Origin of the sequence: Streptomyces aureoversilis (assembly GCF_042657885.1) — a bacterium.
Lineage (GTDB): Bacteria > Actinomycetota > Actinomycetes > Streptomycetales > Streptomycetaceae > Streptomyces > Streptomyces aureoversilis.
This window is the reverse complement of the sequence record NZ_JBHSKJ010000005.1, coordinates 339266-353924: the sequence shown is the minus strand read 5'-3', so window position 1 is coordinate 353924 and position 14659 is coordinate 339266. Positions and strand designations below refer to the sequence as shown.

At 72.8% G+C, this 14659-nt stretch carries 10 protein-coding genes; 9 read left to right on the top strand and 1 reads right to left on the bottom strand.

The genetic code is table 11. The features are described from left to right. The first annotated feature begins 171 nt into the window (after nt 1-171). From hisC to ACFPP6_RS11630, 6 genes are all read left to right on the top strand, one after another. The gene (hisC, locus tag ACFPP6_RS11655) at nt 172-1251 is read left to right on the top strand and encodes a histidinol-phosphate transaminase (protein WP_382039959.1); all 1080 of its coding nucleotides are present in this window, start codon (nt 172-174) and stop codon (nt 1249-1251) included. Between the two features lie 312 nt (nt 1252-1563). Then, on the top strand, nt 1564-3141 hold the full coding sequence (locus ACFPP6_RS11650) for a cytochrome ubiquinol oxidase subunit I (RefSeq protein ID WP_382039956.1): 1578 nt from the start codon (nt 1564-1566) through the stop codon (nt 3139-3141). 39 nt (nt 3142-3180) lie between these two features. Then, nucleotides 3181-4188, top strand: coding sequence for a cytochrome d ubiquinol oxidase subunit II (cydB, locus tag ACFPP6_RS11645; protein WP_382039953.1), 1008 nt, complete (start codon nt 3181-3183; stop codon nt 4186-4188). Between the two features lie 138 nt (nt 4189-4326). Then, nucleotides 4327-7923 (top strand): thiol reductant ABC exporter subunit CydD, encoded by a 3597-nt coding sequence (gene cydD, locus ACFPP6_RS11640; protein ID WP_382039950.1) that lies wholly within the window; start codon nt 4327-4329, stop codon nt 7921-7923. Between the two features lie 94 nt (nt 7924-8017). After that, complete coding sequence (locus tag ACFPP6_RS11635) at nt 8018-9703, top strand: GAF domain-containing sensor histidine kinase (RefSeq protein WP_382040145.1); 1686 nt, start codon at nt 8018-8020, stop codon at nt 9701-9703. 135 nt (nt 9704-9838) lie between these two features. After that, entirely contained in the window at nt 9839-10966 is a 1128-nt protein-coding gene (locus tag ACFPP6_RS11630) for a M23 family metallopeptidase (RefSeq protein WP_382039947.1), read from the top strand. Between the two features lie 23 nt (nt 10967-10989). Here ACFPP6_RS11630 and ACFPP6_RS11625 read toward each other — a convergent pair whose 3' ends face one another. Then, nucleotides 10990-11916, bottom strand: coding sequence for an HAD family hydrolase (locus ACFPP6_RS11625; RefSeq protein WP_382039945.1), 927 nt, complete (start codon nt 11914-11916; stop codon nt 10990-10992). A gap of 134 nt (nt 11917-12050) precedes the next feature. On the opposite strand from ACFPP6_RS11625, the gene ACFPP6_RS11620 reads away from it, so the two are divergent. From ACFPP6_RS11620 to pspAB, 3 genes are all read left to right on the top strand, one after another. Then, nucleotides 12051-12953: an LLM class flavin-dependent oxidoreductase gene (locus tag ACFPP6_RS11620; protein ID WP_382039942.1), complete on the top strand. Its 903-nt coding sequence runs from the start codon at nt 12051-12053 to the stop codon at nt 12951-12953. Nucleotides 12954-13055: 102 nt separating this feature from the next. After that, on the top strand, nt 13056-13976 hold the full coding sequence (htpX, locus tag ACFPP6_RS11615) for a zinc metalloprotease HtpX (protein WP_382039940.1): 921 nt from the start codon (nt 13056-13058) through the stop codon (nt 13974-13976). Nucleotides 13977-14014: 38 nt separating this feature from the next. Next, nucleotides 14015-14599 carry a PspA-associated protein PspAB gene (gene pspAB / locus ACFPP6_RS11610; protein WP_382039937.1) on the top strand — a complete coding sequence of 195 codons (585 nt, stop codon included), beginning with the start codon at nt 14015-14017 and terminating at the stop codon, nt 14597-14599. Nucleotides 14600-14659: the final 60 nt, after the last annotated feature.

Sequence of the window (14659 nt, the reverse complement as noted above, 5' to 3'; positions counted from 1 at the left end):
ATGCGCGCCACGGCGCTCGCCACCGGCGCACGCCATTTACGGAAGCGCTCCCCCTGCTCTGGACGCCGCCCCGGTGAATCCTCTTAAGGTGTGCAGTATTCATGTCCGCTATTCGTGTGCGGCTCGTCCCGTGCGGCAGCGAGCGCACGGGACGTCTGAGGAGGACCTGCGGTGACCGAGAAGACCCCCAAGCTGCGCGCTGCGCTGGACGGCGTGCCGACCTACAAGCCGGGCAAGCCCGCCGCTGCCGGCGGCCCGGTCGCGTACAAGCTGTCCTCCAACGAGAACCCGTATCCGCCGCTGCCGGGCGTGCTGGAGCAGGCGGTCGCCGTGGCGGGCTCCTTCAATCGCTACCCCGACATGGCCTGCACCGGCCTGATGGCCGAGCTGGCCGAGCGCTTCTCGGTGCCGGTCTCCCACCTGGCCACCGGCACCGGTTCGGTGGGCGTGGCCCAGCAGCTGGTGCAGGCCACGGCCGGCCCCGGCGACGAGGTGATCTACGCCTGGCGGTCCTTCGAGGCGTACCCGATCATCACCCGGGTCTCCGGCGCCACGCCGGTGCAGGTCCCGCTGACCGGTGACGACGTCCACGACCTGGAGGCGATGCTGGCGGCGATCACCGACCGGACCCGGCTGATCTTCGTCTGCAACCCCAACAACCCCACCGGCACCGTGGTGCACCGGGCCGAGCTGGAGTCCTTCCTGGACCGGGTGCCGTCCGACATCCTGGTGGTGCTCGACGAGGCGTACATCGAGTTCGTCCGCGACCCGGAGTTCCCGAACGGGCTCGAGCTCTACCGCGACCGGCCGAACGTCTGCGTGCTGCGGACGTTCTCCAAGGCCTACGGCCTGGCGGGCCTCCGGGTGGGCTTCGCCGTGGCCCACGAGCCGGTGGCGGCGGCGCTGCGCAAGACGGCCGTCCCGTTCGGCGTGAGCCAGATCGCCCAGGAGGCGGCCGTCGCCTCGCTGCGCAGCGAGGACGCCCTGCGCGAGCGGGTGGACGCGCTGGTGGCCGAGCGGGCGCGGGTCGTCGAGGCGCTGGCCGGCCAGGGCTGGACGGTGGCGCGGACGCAGGCGAACTTCGTCTGGCTCCGGCTCGGTGACCGGACGCTCGACTTCGCGGAGGCGTGCGAGCGGGCCGGTGTGATCGTGCGGCCGTTCCCCGGCGAGGGCGTGCGGGTGACGATCGGCGAGACCGAGGCGAACGACATCTTCGTGCGCGTGGCGGAGGAGTTCCGCAAGGAGCTCTGAGGGAACGGGCCTTCCGGCCCCGGTCGTCCCCGACGCCGCGCACCCTTCCGGGGTGCGCGGCGTTCGCATGTCCGGAGGGGGCGGGCGCATGGGGAACCGGCACTGCGCCCGGCCGTCCGGGGCGGCCGGCGGATCGGCGCCAGGGCCGAAGGGGGTACCCCCTCACTTGTCCGAAAAACTGGTGCGCCATAATGCTTGTGAATGTGAACGCGTTCACAAGCGCGCCCTATTGTCCTGCTTCACCTGGGGCATACAGGTGCATAACGCCGACGACCCGTGTTGCCGGCGACGCGAGAGGCAAGGAGAGACCGAGTGAATCTGGCTTTGGCTCCTGAGACGCTGGCCCGCTGGCAGTTCGGCATCACGACCGTCTACCACTTTCTCTTCGTCCCGCTCACGATCAGCCTTGCCGCGATCACCGCCGGACTGGAGACCGCCTGGGTCCGCACGGGCAAGGAGAAGTACTTCCACGCCACGAAGTTCTGGGGAAAGCTCTTCCTCATCAACATCGCGATGGGCGTGGTCACCGGCATCGTGCAGGAGTTCCAGTTCGGTATGAACTGGTCGGACTACTCCCGTTTCGTCGGTGACGTCTTCGGGGCCCCGCTCGCGATGGAGGCCCTGCTGGCCTTCTTCTTCGAGTCGACCTTCATCGGGCTGTGGATCTTCGGCTGGGACAAGCTGCCGAAGAAGATCCACTGCGCGTGCATCTGGATCGTCGCCGTCGGCACGCTGCTGTCGTCGTACTTCATCCTCGCCGCGAACTCCTGGATGCAGCACCCCGTCGGCTACGCCGTCGACAAGGCGACCGGCAAGGCGCACCTGACCGACATCTGGGCCGTGCTGACCCAGAACACCACGCTCGTCGTCGTCTTCCACACCCTCACCGCGGCCTTCCTCACCGGCGGCGCCTTCATCGTCGGCATCGCCTCCTTCCACCTGTGGCGCGCCAAGCGCAAGCAGCTGCGCGGCGAGGAGCTCGGGGAGAAGCAGCGCAGCCAGGTCGGTGCGATGCGCGCCTCGCTGCGCGTCGGCCTGACGGTGGCGGTGATCGCCGGCCTGGGCACCGCGATCAGCGGCGACGAGCTCGGCAAGGTGATGTTCGAGCAGCAGCCGATGAAGATGGCCGCGGCCGAGGCGCTGTGGGAGACCAAGGCGCCGGCACCGTTCTCGGTCTTCGCCGTCGGCGACGTCTCCAAGGGCCACAACAGCGTCGAGATAGAGATCCCGGGCCTGCTCTCCTTCCTCGCCCACAACAACTTCACCGAGGCCGTCCCCGGCATCAACGACATCGCCGCCCGGGAGGCCGCGCTCTACGGCGGCGATCCCGAGGACTACATCCCCAGCATCTTCATGACCTTCTGGGGCTTCCGGCTCATGATCGGCTTCGGGATGACCTCCTTCGTCGCCGCGCTGATCGGACTGTGGACCACCCGCAAGAAGTTCTGGCTCGCGCCCGAGTTCCGCACCGGCGAGAACGAGGTCCCGCGGCTGATGCTGACCCGGACCCGCGAGATGAGCCCCTTCTTCACCGCCTGGTCCTGGCGGATCGGCGTCCTCACCATGGGCTTCCCGCTGATCGCCAACTCCTTCGGCTGGATCTTCACCGAGATGGGCCGCCAGCCCTGGGGCGTCTACGGACTGATGAAGACCGCCGACGCGGTGTCGCCCGGTGTCAGCCAGGGCGAGGTGCTCACCTCCATGGGCGTCTTCACCCTGCTCTACGGGGTGCTGGCCGTCGTCGAGGTCAAGCTGCTCGTGAAGTACGCCAAGGCCGGGCCGGACACCGGCGAGAAGCCGCCCGCGAAGGACCCCCGGCTGCGGCTGCCCTCCGGCGGCGCGGGCGAGAGCCCCGAGGACGCCGACAAGCCGCTGACCTTCGCCTACTGACGCGCCCACCCGCTCGAGCGGCGGAACGGAGAACCGACCATGCACCTCCACGACTTCTGGTTCCTGCTGATCGCAGTCCTGTGGACCGGCTACTTCTTCCTCGAAGGGTTCGACTTCGGCATAGGCGTGCTGACCAAGCTGCTGGCCCGGGACCGCACCGAGCGCCGGGTGCTGATCAATACGATCGGCCCCGTCTGGGACGGCAACGAGGTCTGGCTGATCACTGCGGCCGGTGCCACCTTCGCGGCCTTCCCCGACTGGTACGCGACCCTCTTCAGCGGCTTCTACCTGCCCCTCCTGGCGATCCTGGTGTGCCTGATCGTGCGCGGCGTCGCCTTCGAGTACCGCCACAAGCGCAGCGGGGAGCGCTGGCAGAGCAACTGGGAACACGCGATCTTCTGGTGCTCGCTGCTGCCCGCCTTCCTGTGGGGCGTCGTCTTCGCGAACATCGTCCGCGGGGTCCCGATCGGGCCGGACAAGAACTTCACCGGCACCCTCGCCGACCTCTTCGGCCCGTACGCGCTCCTGGGCGGCCTCCTGACCCTCGTGCTGTTCACCTTCCACGGCGCGGTCTTCGCGGCGCTGAAGACGGTGGGCGACATCCGCTCCCGCGCCCGCTCCCGCGCCACCGTGCTGGGGATGACCTCGGGCGTGCTCGCCGTGGCCTTCCTCGGCTGGACGCAGGCCGAGTCGGGCAACGGACGCAGCCTGCCGGCCCTGATCGTCGCCGTGGCGGCCCTGGCCGCCGCGCTGGTCATGAACCACTACGGGCGCGAGGGCTGGGCCTTCGCCTGCTCCGGCGTGGCGGTCGCGGCGGCGTTCGCGCTGCTCTTCCTCGCGCTCTTCCCGGACGTCATGCCCTCCTCGGCCAACGCGTCCTGGAGCCTGACCGTCGAGGACGCCGCCTCCAGCCCCTACACGCTGAAGATCATGACGTGGGTCGCGGTGCCCATGACGCCCCTGATCATCGCCTACCAGGCGTGGACGTACTGGGTCTTCCGCAAGCGGATCGGCACCCAGCACATCCCGGCCCCCGCTGCCCACTAGGCCCTTCGGGCCGCCGGTGACCTGAAGGACACCCGCCCTCAAGTCACCGGCCCCTCAAGTCACCGGCCCCTCAAGCCACGGCCCCCAAGCCACGGCTCTCAAGCCACCGGCCCCTCAGGACGGATAGGACGGACCGCCATGAAGCCCGTCGACCCCCGGCTGCTCCGGTACGCCACCGCGACCCGCTTCTTCCTCGCCGCCTCCGTCGTGCTGGGGCTGGCGGGCGCCGGTCTCGTCATCGCCCAGGCGATGCTCATCGCGGAGATCGTCACCGGCGCCTTCCAGGACGGGCGGACGGCGGGCGGGCTGGGACCGTCCCTGGCGCTGCTGGCGGCCGTCGCCGCCGGCCGAGCTGCCGTCTCCTGGCTCACCGAACTCGCGGCCCACCGCGCGAGCGCGGCGGTCAAGTCCGAGCTGCGGGACCGCCTGCTGACGCACGCCACGCGGCTCGGCCCCGGTTGGCTGGACGCGCGCAGGACGGGCGAGCTCACCACCCTCGCCACGCGGGGCGTCGACGCGCTGGACGACTACTTCGCCCGCTACCTGCCCCAGCTCGGCCTCGCGGTCGTCGTCCCCGTCGCCGTCCTCGCCCGTATCGTCTCCGCGGACTGGATCTCCGCGCTGATCATCGTCCTCACGCTGCCGCTCATCCCCCTCTTCATGGTGCTCATCGGCTGGGCCACCCAGTCGCGGATGGACCGCCAATGGCGCCTGCTGGCACGGCTTTCCGGGCACTTCCTCGACGTCGTCGCGGGGCTGCCCACGCTGAAGGTCTTCGGGCGGGCCAAGGCCCAGGCCGAGTCGATCCGCGCGATCACCGCCGACTACCGGCGGGCCACGCTGCGGACCCTGCGCCTCGCCTTCCTCTCCTCCTTCGCCCTCGAACTGCTCGCGACCGTGTCGGTCGCGCTGGTCGCCGTCGGCATCGGCATGCGGCTCGTCCACGGCGAACTGGACCTCTTCACCGGGCTGATGATCCTGGTTCTCGCGCCCGAGGCCTATCTGCCGCTGCGCCAGGTGGGCGCGCAGTACCACGCCGCGGCCGAGGGACTGGCGGCCGCCGACGAGGTCTTCGCCGTCCTGGAGACCGAACCCGCACCGGCCGGGTCCGCGCCCGCCCCCGACGCGCGGCAGGCGACCCTGACCGTCGACCGGCTGGTGGTGCGGCACGCGGGGCGGGCCGAACCCTCCCTGCTCGAAACCTCGTTCGAGGTGCGGCCCGGGGAGACGGTCGCGCTCGTGGGGCCGAGCGGCTGCGGCAAGACGACCCTGCTGAACGTGTTCCTCGGCTTCGCCCGCCCGGACGCGGGCCGGGTGCTCGTGGACGGTACGGACCTGGCATCGCTCTCCCCCGAAAGCTGGCGGGACCAGGTGGCCTGGGTCCCGCAACGACCCCGTCTCTTCGCCGCGTCAGTCGCAGAGAACGTACGACTGGCGCGGCCCGGCGCCACGGACGCGCAGGTGCAGGAAGCACTGCGCGCGGCCGGTGCGCTCGACTTCGTTTCCATGCTGCCCCACGGCACTGACACTCGCCTCGGCGAGAACGGAGCCGGGCTCTCCGCAGGGCAGCGCCAACGCCTCGCGCTGGCACGGGCGTTCCTCGCCGACCGGCCGGTCCTGCTCCTGGACGAGCCGACGGCGAACCTGGACGGCGAGACCGAGGCTTCGGTCGTCGAGGCGATCCGCCGGCTGGCCGCGGGACGCACCGTGATCATGGTGGTGCACCGGCCCGCGCTGCTGGCCGTGGCCGACCGGGCGGTGCGGCTCGCCGCACCGGTGTCCAGGGCCGATGCGATGCCGGCCCAGCGGGGTGCCGGGGCGGAGGCGGCGCCGGGAACGGCGTCGGGAACGGCATTGAGCGGGGCGTTGAGCACGGAAGCGGAGGCGCAGCGTCAGGAGGCTCGTGTTTCCGGTTCTTCCGGTGTCTCCGAGGTGCCCGACGCAGCCGGTGTCGCAGGCGGCGCCGACGGCCCCGGCGTCCTCGGGCGCGTGCGGGCCGCCGCCCGCCCCCTGCGCGGCCGGTTCGCCCTGGCGCTGCTGCTGGGCGCCCTGGCCCTCGGCAGTGCCGTCGGGCTGATGGCCGTGTCCGGCTGGCTGATCTCGCGGGCTTCGCAGCAGCCGCCGGTGCTCTATCTGATGGTCGCCGTCACCGCGACCCGCGCGTTCGGCATCGGGCGCGCCGTCTTCCGCTACGCCGAGCGCCTGGTCTCCCACGACGCCGCCCTGCGGACGCTCGCGGGCCTGCGGGCGGGCGTGTACCGGAGGCTGGAGCGCCTGGCGCCCGCCGGGCTGCGCGACACCCACCGGGGCGACCTGCTGTCCCGGCTGGTGGCGGACGTGGACGCGCTGCAGGACTACTTCCTGCGCTGGCTGCTTCCGCTCGGCTCGGCCGTCCTCGTTGGCGGCGCCGCCGTCGGCTTCACGGCGTGGCTGCTCCCGGAGGCCGGCCTGGTGCTCGCCGCCGGGCTGCTGGTGGCCGGGGTGGCGGTGCCGGTGCTGTCCGGTGCGGTCGCCCGGCGGGCGGAGCGGCAGTCAGCCCCCGCCCGGGGCGAGTTGTCGGTCCAGGTGGTCGATGTCCTCGCCGGTACCGACGAGTTGACCGTAGCGGGCGCGCTGCCCGCACGGCTGACCGGGCTGCGAGCCGCGGACGGCCGACTCACCCGGATCGCCCGCCGCTCCGCCGCGGCCACGGCGCTCGGATCCGGCCTGTCCGCCCTCGCGTGCGGCCTGACGGTGGCCGCTGCCGCCTGGACGGGAGTGACGGCCGTGCACGACGGCCGGCTGGACGGACTGTGGCTGGCGGTCGTCGTGCTGACGCCCCTGGCGGCGTTCGAAGCCGTGTCGGGGCTGCCGCTCGCGGTGCAGTACCGGCAGCGCGTACGGAAGTCCGCGGAGCGCGTGTACGAGGTGCTGGACGCGCCCCTGCCCGTGCAGGAAGGGACGGCCGGTGCGCCCGGAACGCCCTTCCCGCTGCGGCTGACGGACCTGACGGCGCGCTACCCCGGGCAGCCCGTCCCCGCCCTGGAGGGGTTCGGGCTTGAGCTGGCGGCGGGCCGCAGGGTGGCCGTGGTGGGCCGGTCCGGCGCGGGCAAGACGACGCTCGCCCAGGTGCTGCTGCGCTTCCTCGACGCGGAGTCCGGCACGTACACCCTCGCCGGCCGGAACACCGTGCCGATGGCGGGCGACGCGGTGCGCGGGCTGGTCGGGCTGTGCGCGCAGGACGCGCACATCTTCGACAGCTCGCTGCGCGAGAACCTGCGCCTGGCCCGGCCGGACGCGAGTGAGGCCGCCCTGCGCGACGCCCTGCGGTCGGCGCGGCTGCTGGAGTGGGTCGACGGGCTCCCGCAGGGGCTCGACACCCTGGTCGGGGAGCACGGGGCGCGGCTGTCCGGCGGCCAGCGGCAGCGGCTCGCGCTCGCCCGTGCGCTGCTCGCCGACTTCCCCGTGCTGGTGCTGGACGAGCCCGCCGAGCACCTCGACCTGCCGACGGCGGACGCCCTGACCGCCGACCTGCTGGCGGCCACGGAGGGGCGTACGACCGTGCTGATCACGCACCGGCTGACGGGTCTGGAAGCGGTCGACGAGGTGATCGTGCTGGAGCGGGGCCGGACGGTGCAGAGGGGCTCGTACGAGGCGCTGGCGGCCGCCGACGGGCCCTTCCGGCGGATGCTGGAGCGCGAAGAGGCGGCGGACACCGGCCTTGAAGCCCTTTCCCTGACAAATGGTGCTTACTAGGCTCTTGGGTATGGAAGCCACGGCAGACGACTCCAGCCCGCGGGACACCGCCGGTCCCGGGGGCGCCGGGGCGCCCAGGAGGGGGCCGGGCCCGATGGACCCCCTGGCCATCGCCACGGAGGCCACCCGCAGCCTCCAGGGCATGTCCACGGAGCTCACCGCGCGCGTGCCGCAGCTGCTGGAGGCGATGCGCTCGGTCGGCACCGGCCTGGAGCTGCACACCACCCTCGACCGCATCGCCCGGACCGCCGCCGAGCTGGCGGACGCCCGCTACGCCGCCATCGGCATCATCGACGCCACCGGCGAGGGGCTGGCCGACTTCATCACGTACGGGGTGACCAAGGAGCAGCACGAGCGCATCGGCGCGCTGCCCGACGGCCACCACGGGCTGCTCGGCGCGCTCATCCACCAGCCCGCGCCGGTGATGCTCACCGACCTGTCCTCCGATCCGCGCTCGGCCGGGTTCCCGCCGGGTCACCCGCCGATGCGGACCTTCCTGGGCGTGCCCATCCGCGTCGGGGCCGAGATCTTCGGCAACCTCTACCTCACCGAGAAGCGCGGCGGCGAGTTCAGCCTGGCCGACCTGAACATGGTGAAGATCCTCGCCACGGAGGCCGGCATCGCGATCGGCAACGCGCGCGTGCACGAAGAAGAGCGCCAGCGGATGCGCTGGATCGACGGCTCCGTGGCCGTCACGACGGCCCTGTTGTCGCGCGGTGACGCCGAGGACGCCCTGTCCGTCGTCGCGGAGCAGGCCCGCCGCCTCGCGGACTCCGCCGCCGGCATCGTGCTGCTGCCGGACGACGAGGGCGGGCTGGAGATGGTGGCCGTCTCGGCCGACGATCCCGCCGGCCTGCTGGGGACGGTGATGCCGGCGCACAGCCCGGTCGTCGCGGACCTGCTGGCCGGGGAGCCGGTCTTCGTCGACGACTCCGCCACCGACCCGCGCATGATCACGGGGGTGGCCCCGCGCTTCGGGCCCAGCATGCTGCTGCCGCTCAAGAGCGGCGACCGGGTGCTGGGGACGCTCGCGACGCCGCGGGCGCGCGGCGCCCGCAAGTTCACGCCCGCCGAGCGCACGCTCGCCGCCCAGTTCGCCGCCCAGGCCGCCCTCGCGCTCGTGATGGCCGAGGCACAGCGCGACCGCGAGCGGCTGGCCGTCTTCGAGGACCGCGACCGGATCGCCCGCGACCTGCACGACCTGGTCATCCAGCGGCTGTTCGCCACCGGGCTGATGCTGGAGAGCGCGCAGCGCAACGCCGTCGTGCCCGATGTGAAGCTCAAGGTCGGCCAGGCCGTCGACGAGCTGGACGTGACGATCCAGGAGATCCGTACGGCCATCTTCGCGCTGCAGCAGGGGCCCGCCGAGGCGCCCGCGGGGTTGCGTACGCGCGTCCTGCGCGAGCTGGGCACGGCCGCCGTGCCGCTGGGCTTCCAGCCCTCCGCGAGCTTCGTCGGCCCTGTCGACGCGAAGGTCGGGGAGCTCACCGGCAAGAACCTCATCGCGGCGCTGCGCGAGGCGCTCTCGAACGCCTTCCGGCACGCCCGGGCGTCGCGCATGGAGGTGGTCGTCGACGCCACGGTCCTCCTCCCGGACGGCAGGCCCGCGGTGCGGCTCACCGTCGCGGACGACGGGGTCGGCATCCCGGAGGGCGGCCGCCGCAGCGGCCTGAAGAACCTCGCCAAGCGCGCCGAGTCGCTGGGCGGCTCCAGCTCGTACGGACCCGGGCTCGGGGAGGACGGGGGCGGCACCAAGGTGGTGTGGGAAGCGCCTCTCTAGGCGAGACGCGAGGCCGCGGCGGAGAAGGAGTACGGCCGCCCGGACCCGCCCCGGATCGCCCGCCCGGCCGCAGCCCTTCCTCCGAACGGACCTCAGCGGGCGCGCCCGGGCAGGACACGCGACAAGATCGCGTCCATGCGACGCCTGTACCGCCCGATACGCGGACCGCGCCTGCTGCCGAGGGCCGGCGCTGCGGTCGTCTCCGTCATGTGCGTGCTGTGCGCCGTGTGCGCACTGGGCTTCCCGTCACTCCCCTCCGCCCCTCCCGAGACGGTCCGCGCGCCGGACCGCGCGACCCGGATCACCTCCGAGGTGCTCCGGCTGACGCAGGAGACCGAAGAGACCCGGAGGCGGTACGAGCAGGCGCAGCGTGCGGCCAAGGAGGAGAGGGCACGGTCCAGGGAGATAGACCGTCTGCTGGAGGGCCGGAGGGTCGTCTCGGACACGCTGCGCGAGGACGTGGGGTCGGCCGCCCGCGAGCAGTACCGCACCGGCGGCTTCACCGCCGTCCCCGCCGACGAATCGGCAGCCGAGGACCCCTTCGAGCTGATGGCAGTGCAGGTGCCCGACGCCCGCCGCCGGGCGCGCCTCGCACGGATGGTGGACGAGGACGACCGCAAGAGCCGAAGGCTGGTCGCCGAGGGAGAGGAGCTCGCCCTCTCCCGGCCCGAGCTCGACAGGGACAGCGAGCGGCTGCGGGAGGAGGTGCGCGCACTGGAGGCCCGCCTGGTGGCGGCCCGCGGGGATCTCAACACCATGGCGCAGGCGGCGATCGACAACGGCCGCTGCGCCCCGCTCCGGCGCGCCCTCGCCGGCGGCGGGGGAACGGGTGCGGACCACGCCGCGGCACAGACGCCCGCGCGCTGGACGCGTCCGGTCACCTCGTACCAGCTGACCGCGGGCTTCGGGGGAGTGGGCGCCAACTGGGCGAGCACGCACAGCGGTCAGGACTTCGCGGTGCCCTCCGGCACCCCGGTGCGGTCGATCGGCGCCGGGACGGTGGTCGCGGCAGGGTGCGGAGGGGCGTTCGGCATCAGCCTCGTCGTGCAGCACGACGACGGCTGGTACTCGCAGTACGCGCACCTCGCGGCGACGTTCGTGACGCCCGGGCAGCAGGTGCGCGCCGGACAGTGGATCGGACTGTCCGGGACCACCGGCAACTCCACCGGACCGCACCTGCACTTCGAGATCCGCACATCGCCCGAGTTCGGGTCGGCGATCGACCCGGTGCCCTGGCTGAACGCCCGCGGCGTACGGCTGTAGGCGTGTGGATCGCCGGGGGATCGCTAGGCGGAGCGCCGGCCGGGGTCCCCGCCGCTGTCGGGGTCGGTGCCAGCGCCGGTGCCGGTGCGCAGGATCTGCTCGATGACGGCCGCGACGCCGTCCTCGGTGTTGGCGACGGTGTGGCGCGTAGTGACCGCCAGCACCTCGGGGTGGGCGTTGGCCATCGCGTACGCGGTGCCGGCCCAGCCGAGCATCTCCAGGTCGTTGGGCATGTCGCCGAACGCCACGACCTCCTCCGGGGCGATGCCGCGCTCCGCGCAGCACCGGGCCAGGGTGCTGGCCTTGCTGACGCCCGGCCCGCTGATCTCCAGCAGGGCGGTGGGGCTGGACCGGGTGAAGGAGCCGTGCGCGCCGGCCGCCTCGCGGGCGATGGCGAGGAATTCGTCCGGGGCCAGGTCCGGGTGGCTGGCCAGCAGCTTGAGGATCGGCTCGGTGTACCCGCTGTCCTCGGCCAGCAGCTTCTCCGCGGGGGCGACGACCGCTCCCGGGTCGAGGAAGAACGGCGGGTACTCGGGCTCGTAGTGGATGCCGGTGGTGCGCTCGACGGCGAACGAGGAGCCCGGGGCCGCGGCGCGGACGGCGTGCACGACGGCGAGGGCGTCGGCGCGCTCCAGCGGGCGGACCTCGACGAAGCGGGCGCCGTCGCGCAGGTCGACGACGGCGGCGCCGTTGGCGCATATCGCCAGGCCGTGACCGTGCACGTGATCGCTGACCACGTCCATCCAGCGAGCCGGGCGCCCGGTGACGAAGAAGACCTCGATGCCCGCCGCCTCGGCCGCCGCGAGCGCCGCCACGGTGCGCTCGGAGACCGTCTTGTCGTCCCGCAGGAGCGTGCCGTCCAGGTCGGTGGCGATCAGCCGGGGCATGGCGGCGGGCCGCTGCGCGGCGGGGGTCTCGGGCTGCTCGGTAGCTGAAGTCACGGGTTCCATTCTGGGCCACGGGCATATGCGGCGCACAGGTGTGCGCAAGGTCGCGTATGCCTTCAAGCCGGTGTGCCCGTCGTCGAGCCGGTGTGCCCGTCGTCACCCCGGGCATGCCGGTCCCACCGCTTAGGCTCGGTGACATGCGACTGAGCACCGTGATCCTTCCCGACCGCCGCTGGTCCGAGGGCGGCCGGGCCGCCTGGCAGCGTGCCGAGGAGCTGGGCTTCCACGCCGCCTACACCTACGACCACCTGTCGTGGCGGACCTTCCGCGACGGCCCGTGGTTCGGCGCGATCCCCACGCTGACCGCCGCCGCCACCGCCACTTCCCGGATACGCCTGGGCACGCTCGTCACCTCCCCGAACTTCCGGCACCCGGTCACGCTGGCCAAGGAGCTCATCTCCCTGGACGACATCTCGGGCGGCCGCATCACGCTCGGCATCGGCGCCGGGGGCTCCGGCTTCGACGCCACGGCGCTGCTGAAGGACGGCCAGGAGCCGTGGACGCCCCGGGAGCGGGCCGACCGCTTCGGCGAGTTCGTGCCCCTGCTGGACCGCCTGCTCACGGAGGGCGTCGTCACGCACGAGGGCGAGCACTACTCCGCGTTCGAGGTGCGCAACATCCCCGGCTGCGTCCAGCGCCCCCGGCTGCCCTTCGCGGTCGCGGCCACGGGCCCGCGCGGTCTGCGGCTCGCCGCCCGCCACGGGCAGGCGTGGGTGACCACGGGCGACCCGAAGCTCTTCGAGACCGGCACGCCCGAGCAGTCCCGGGCGGCGATCGCGGGCCAGATCGAGCGGCTGGGCGCGGCCTGTGCCGAGCTGGGCCGGGACGTCTCGGAGCTGGGCAAAACGATGCTGACGGGTTTCAGCCCGGACCGGCCGCTGGACTCCGTGGACGCCTTCGTCGACTTCGCCGGCTCGCACGCGGAGCTCGGCATCGACGAGATCGTGGTGCACTGGCCCATCGCGGACTCGGTCTTCGCGGCGGACGTCGCCGTCTTCGAGAAGATCGCCACGGACGGGCTCGCGCAGCTCTCGCGCTGACCCGGGTCGCCGGGATTCCGGCGCGGGTGGTGGAGAGGGAGAATCGGGGCATAGGCACCTACGGGGGCGCGTTCCACAGAGAGCCGGCCTGGGAGGTTCCCCATGCACTCCTCGCACTCCTCGTCGAGCACCCGGTTCGCCCCCGACCGGGGACTCACCGCCCGCATGGTGGGCACGATGTTCTTCATCGGGCTGCTCTACGTGGTCTTCGTGGGCGTGCTGCTGGCGCTCCTGCGCGGAGCCTGGCCGGTCATCCTGCTCCTCGCGGGCGGCCTGTTCGTCGCGCAGTTCTGGTTCAGCGACCGGATCGCCGCCTTCAGCATGGGGGCGCGCGAGGTCACCCCCGAGCAGGCGCCCGAGCTGCACGGCGCCGTCGACCGCCTGTGCGCGCTCGCGGACATGCCGAAGCCGCGCGTGGCGATCGCCGACAGCGATGTGCCCAACGCCTTCGCCACCGGGCGCAACCGGAAGAACTCGCTGGTCTGCGCGACCACCGGCCTGCTGCGCAGGCTGGAGCCGGAGGAGCTGGAGGGCGTCCTCGCCCACGAGCTCTCCCACGTGGCCCACCGCGACGTCGCCGTCATGACGATCGCCTCCTTCCTGGGCGTCCTGGCCGGAGTCATCACCCGCGTCGGCCTGTGGGGCGGCTTCCGCCGCGTGGGCGGGCGCGACAGCAACACGGCCGTCCTGGTCGTGCTGATCCCGCTGATCAGCGCCGTCGTCTACGCGATCAGCTTCCTGCTCACCCGCATGCTGTCGCGCTACCGGGAGCTGTCGGCCGACCGCGCCGGCGCCCTGCTGACGGGCCGGCCCTCCGCCCTGGCCGCCGCCCTGACCAAGGTCACCGGCGAGATGGCCCGGATACCCACCCGGGACCTGCGGCAGGCCGAGCCCTTCAACGCCTTCTACTTCGCGCCCGCCTTCTCCAAGGAGAGCTTCGGCCGCCTGCTCTCCTCCCACCCGACGCTGGAACAGCGGCTGGAGCAGCTCGGCCGGATCTCGGCCCAGCTCGGCCGCGCCTGACAGCCGATGCCGTCCCCGCCCGGAAGGAGCGTGCGCCCGTGGGGTTCCTGGACGCCATCCTCGGCCGCAGCAAGCCGGTCCGCCCCGACCTCGACCAGCTCTTCGCCCTGCCCTCCGCCGCGATCACCCTCCAGGCGGGCGCGGGGTTCACCCCGACCGGGCTGGGCTCGGTCTGCTTCGCGAGCGTGGAGGGCGGGGCCTTCGCACAGCTGCAGCAGGACGTAGAGGCCCTGCTGGACGCCGACACGGAGCACGGTGGAGTGCCCGTGGAGTTCAGCCGGGACGCCTACGGCTACACCTGGCTGCTCGCACGACAGCCGCCGGAGGACACGGCCGCGCTGGTCAACGACCTGCACGCGGTGAACACACTCCTCCAGGACGGCGGGTTCGGGCCTCAGCTGCTCTGCTCGCTGATGGGCTTCCGCGACGCCGGCGCGCGCTCGCTGGCTCTGGTCTACCTCTACAAGCGCGGCACGTTCTACCCCTTCGCGCCGGTGGCGGGGGCGCAGGACAAGCGGGACAACGGCCTGGAACTGCAGGTGCGGGCGCTGCTGGCGGACGACCTGCGGGTCGAGGAGGACCTGGCCCGCTGGTTCCCCGTGTGGGGCGCGCCCGGCCTGTGAGCAGGACGGGCCCGCCTTCGGATGGTCGGTGGCGGTGCCGGTGGCGGTGGCGTTGGCGGG

Excerpts from the sequence above, each read along its gene's own strand:
- htpX (WP_382039940.1), top strand. The coding sequence starts at position 13,056 with ATGCACTCCTCGCACTCCTCGTCGAGCACCCGGTTCGCCCCCGACCGG.
- ACFPP6_RS11635 (WP_382040145.1), top strand. The coding sequence starts at position 8,018 with ATGGACCCCCTGGCCATCGCCACGGAGGCCACCCGCAGCCTCCAGGGC.
- ACFPP6_RS11630 (WP_382039947.1), top strand. The coding sequence starts at position 9,839 with ATGCGACGCCTGTACCGCCCGATACGCGGACCGCGCCTGCTGCCGAGG.
- cydB (WP_382039953.1), top strand. The coding sequence starts at position 3,181 with ATGCACCTCCACGACTTCTGGTTCCTGCTGATCGCAGTCCTGTGGACC.
- ACFPP6_RS11620 (WP_382039942.1), top strand. The coding sequence starts at position 12,051 with ATGCGACTGAGCACCGTGATCCTTCCCGACCGCCGCTGGTCCGAGGGC.
- ACFPP6_RS11625 (WP_382039945.1), bottom strand. The coding sequence starts at position 11,916 with ATGGAACCCGTGACTTCAGCTACCGAGCAGCCCGAGACCCCCGCCGCG.
- cydD (WP_382039950.1), top strand. The coding sequence starts at position 4,327 with ATGAAGCCCGTCGACCCCCGGCTGCTCCGGTACGCCACCGCGACCCGC.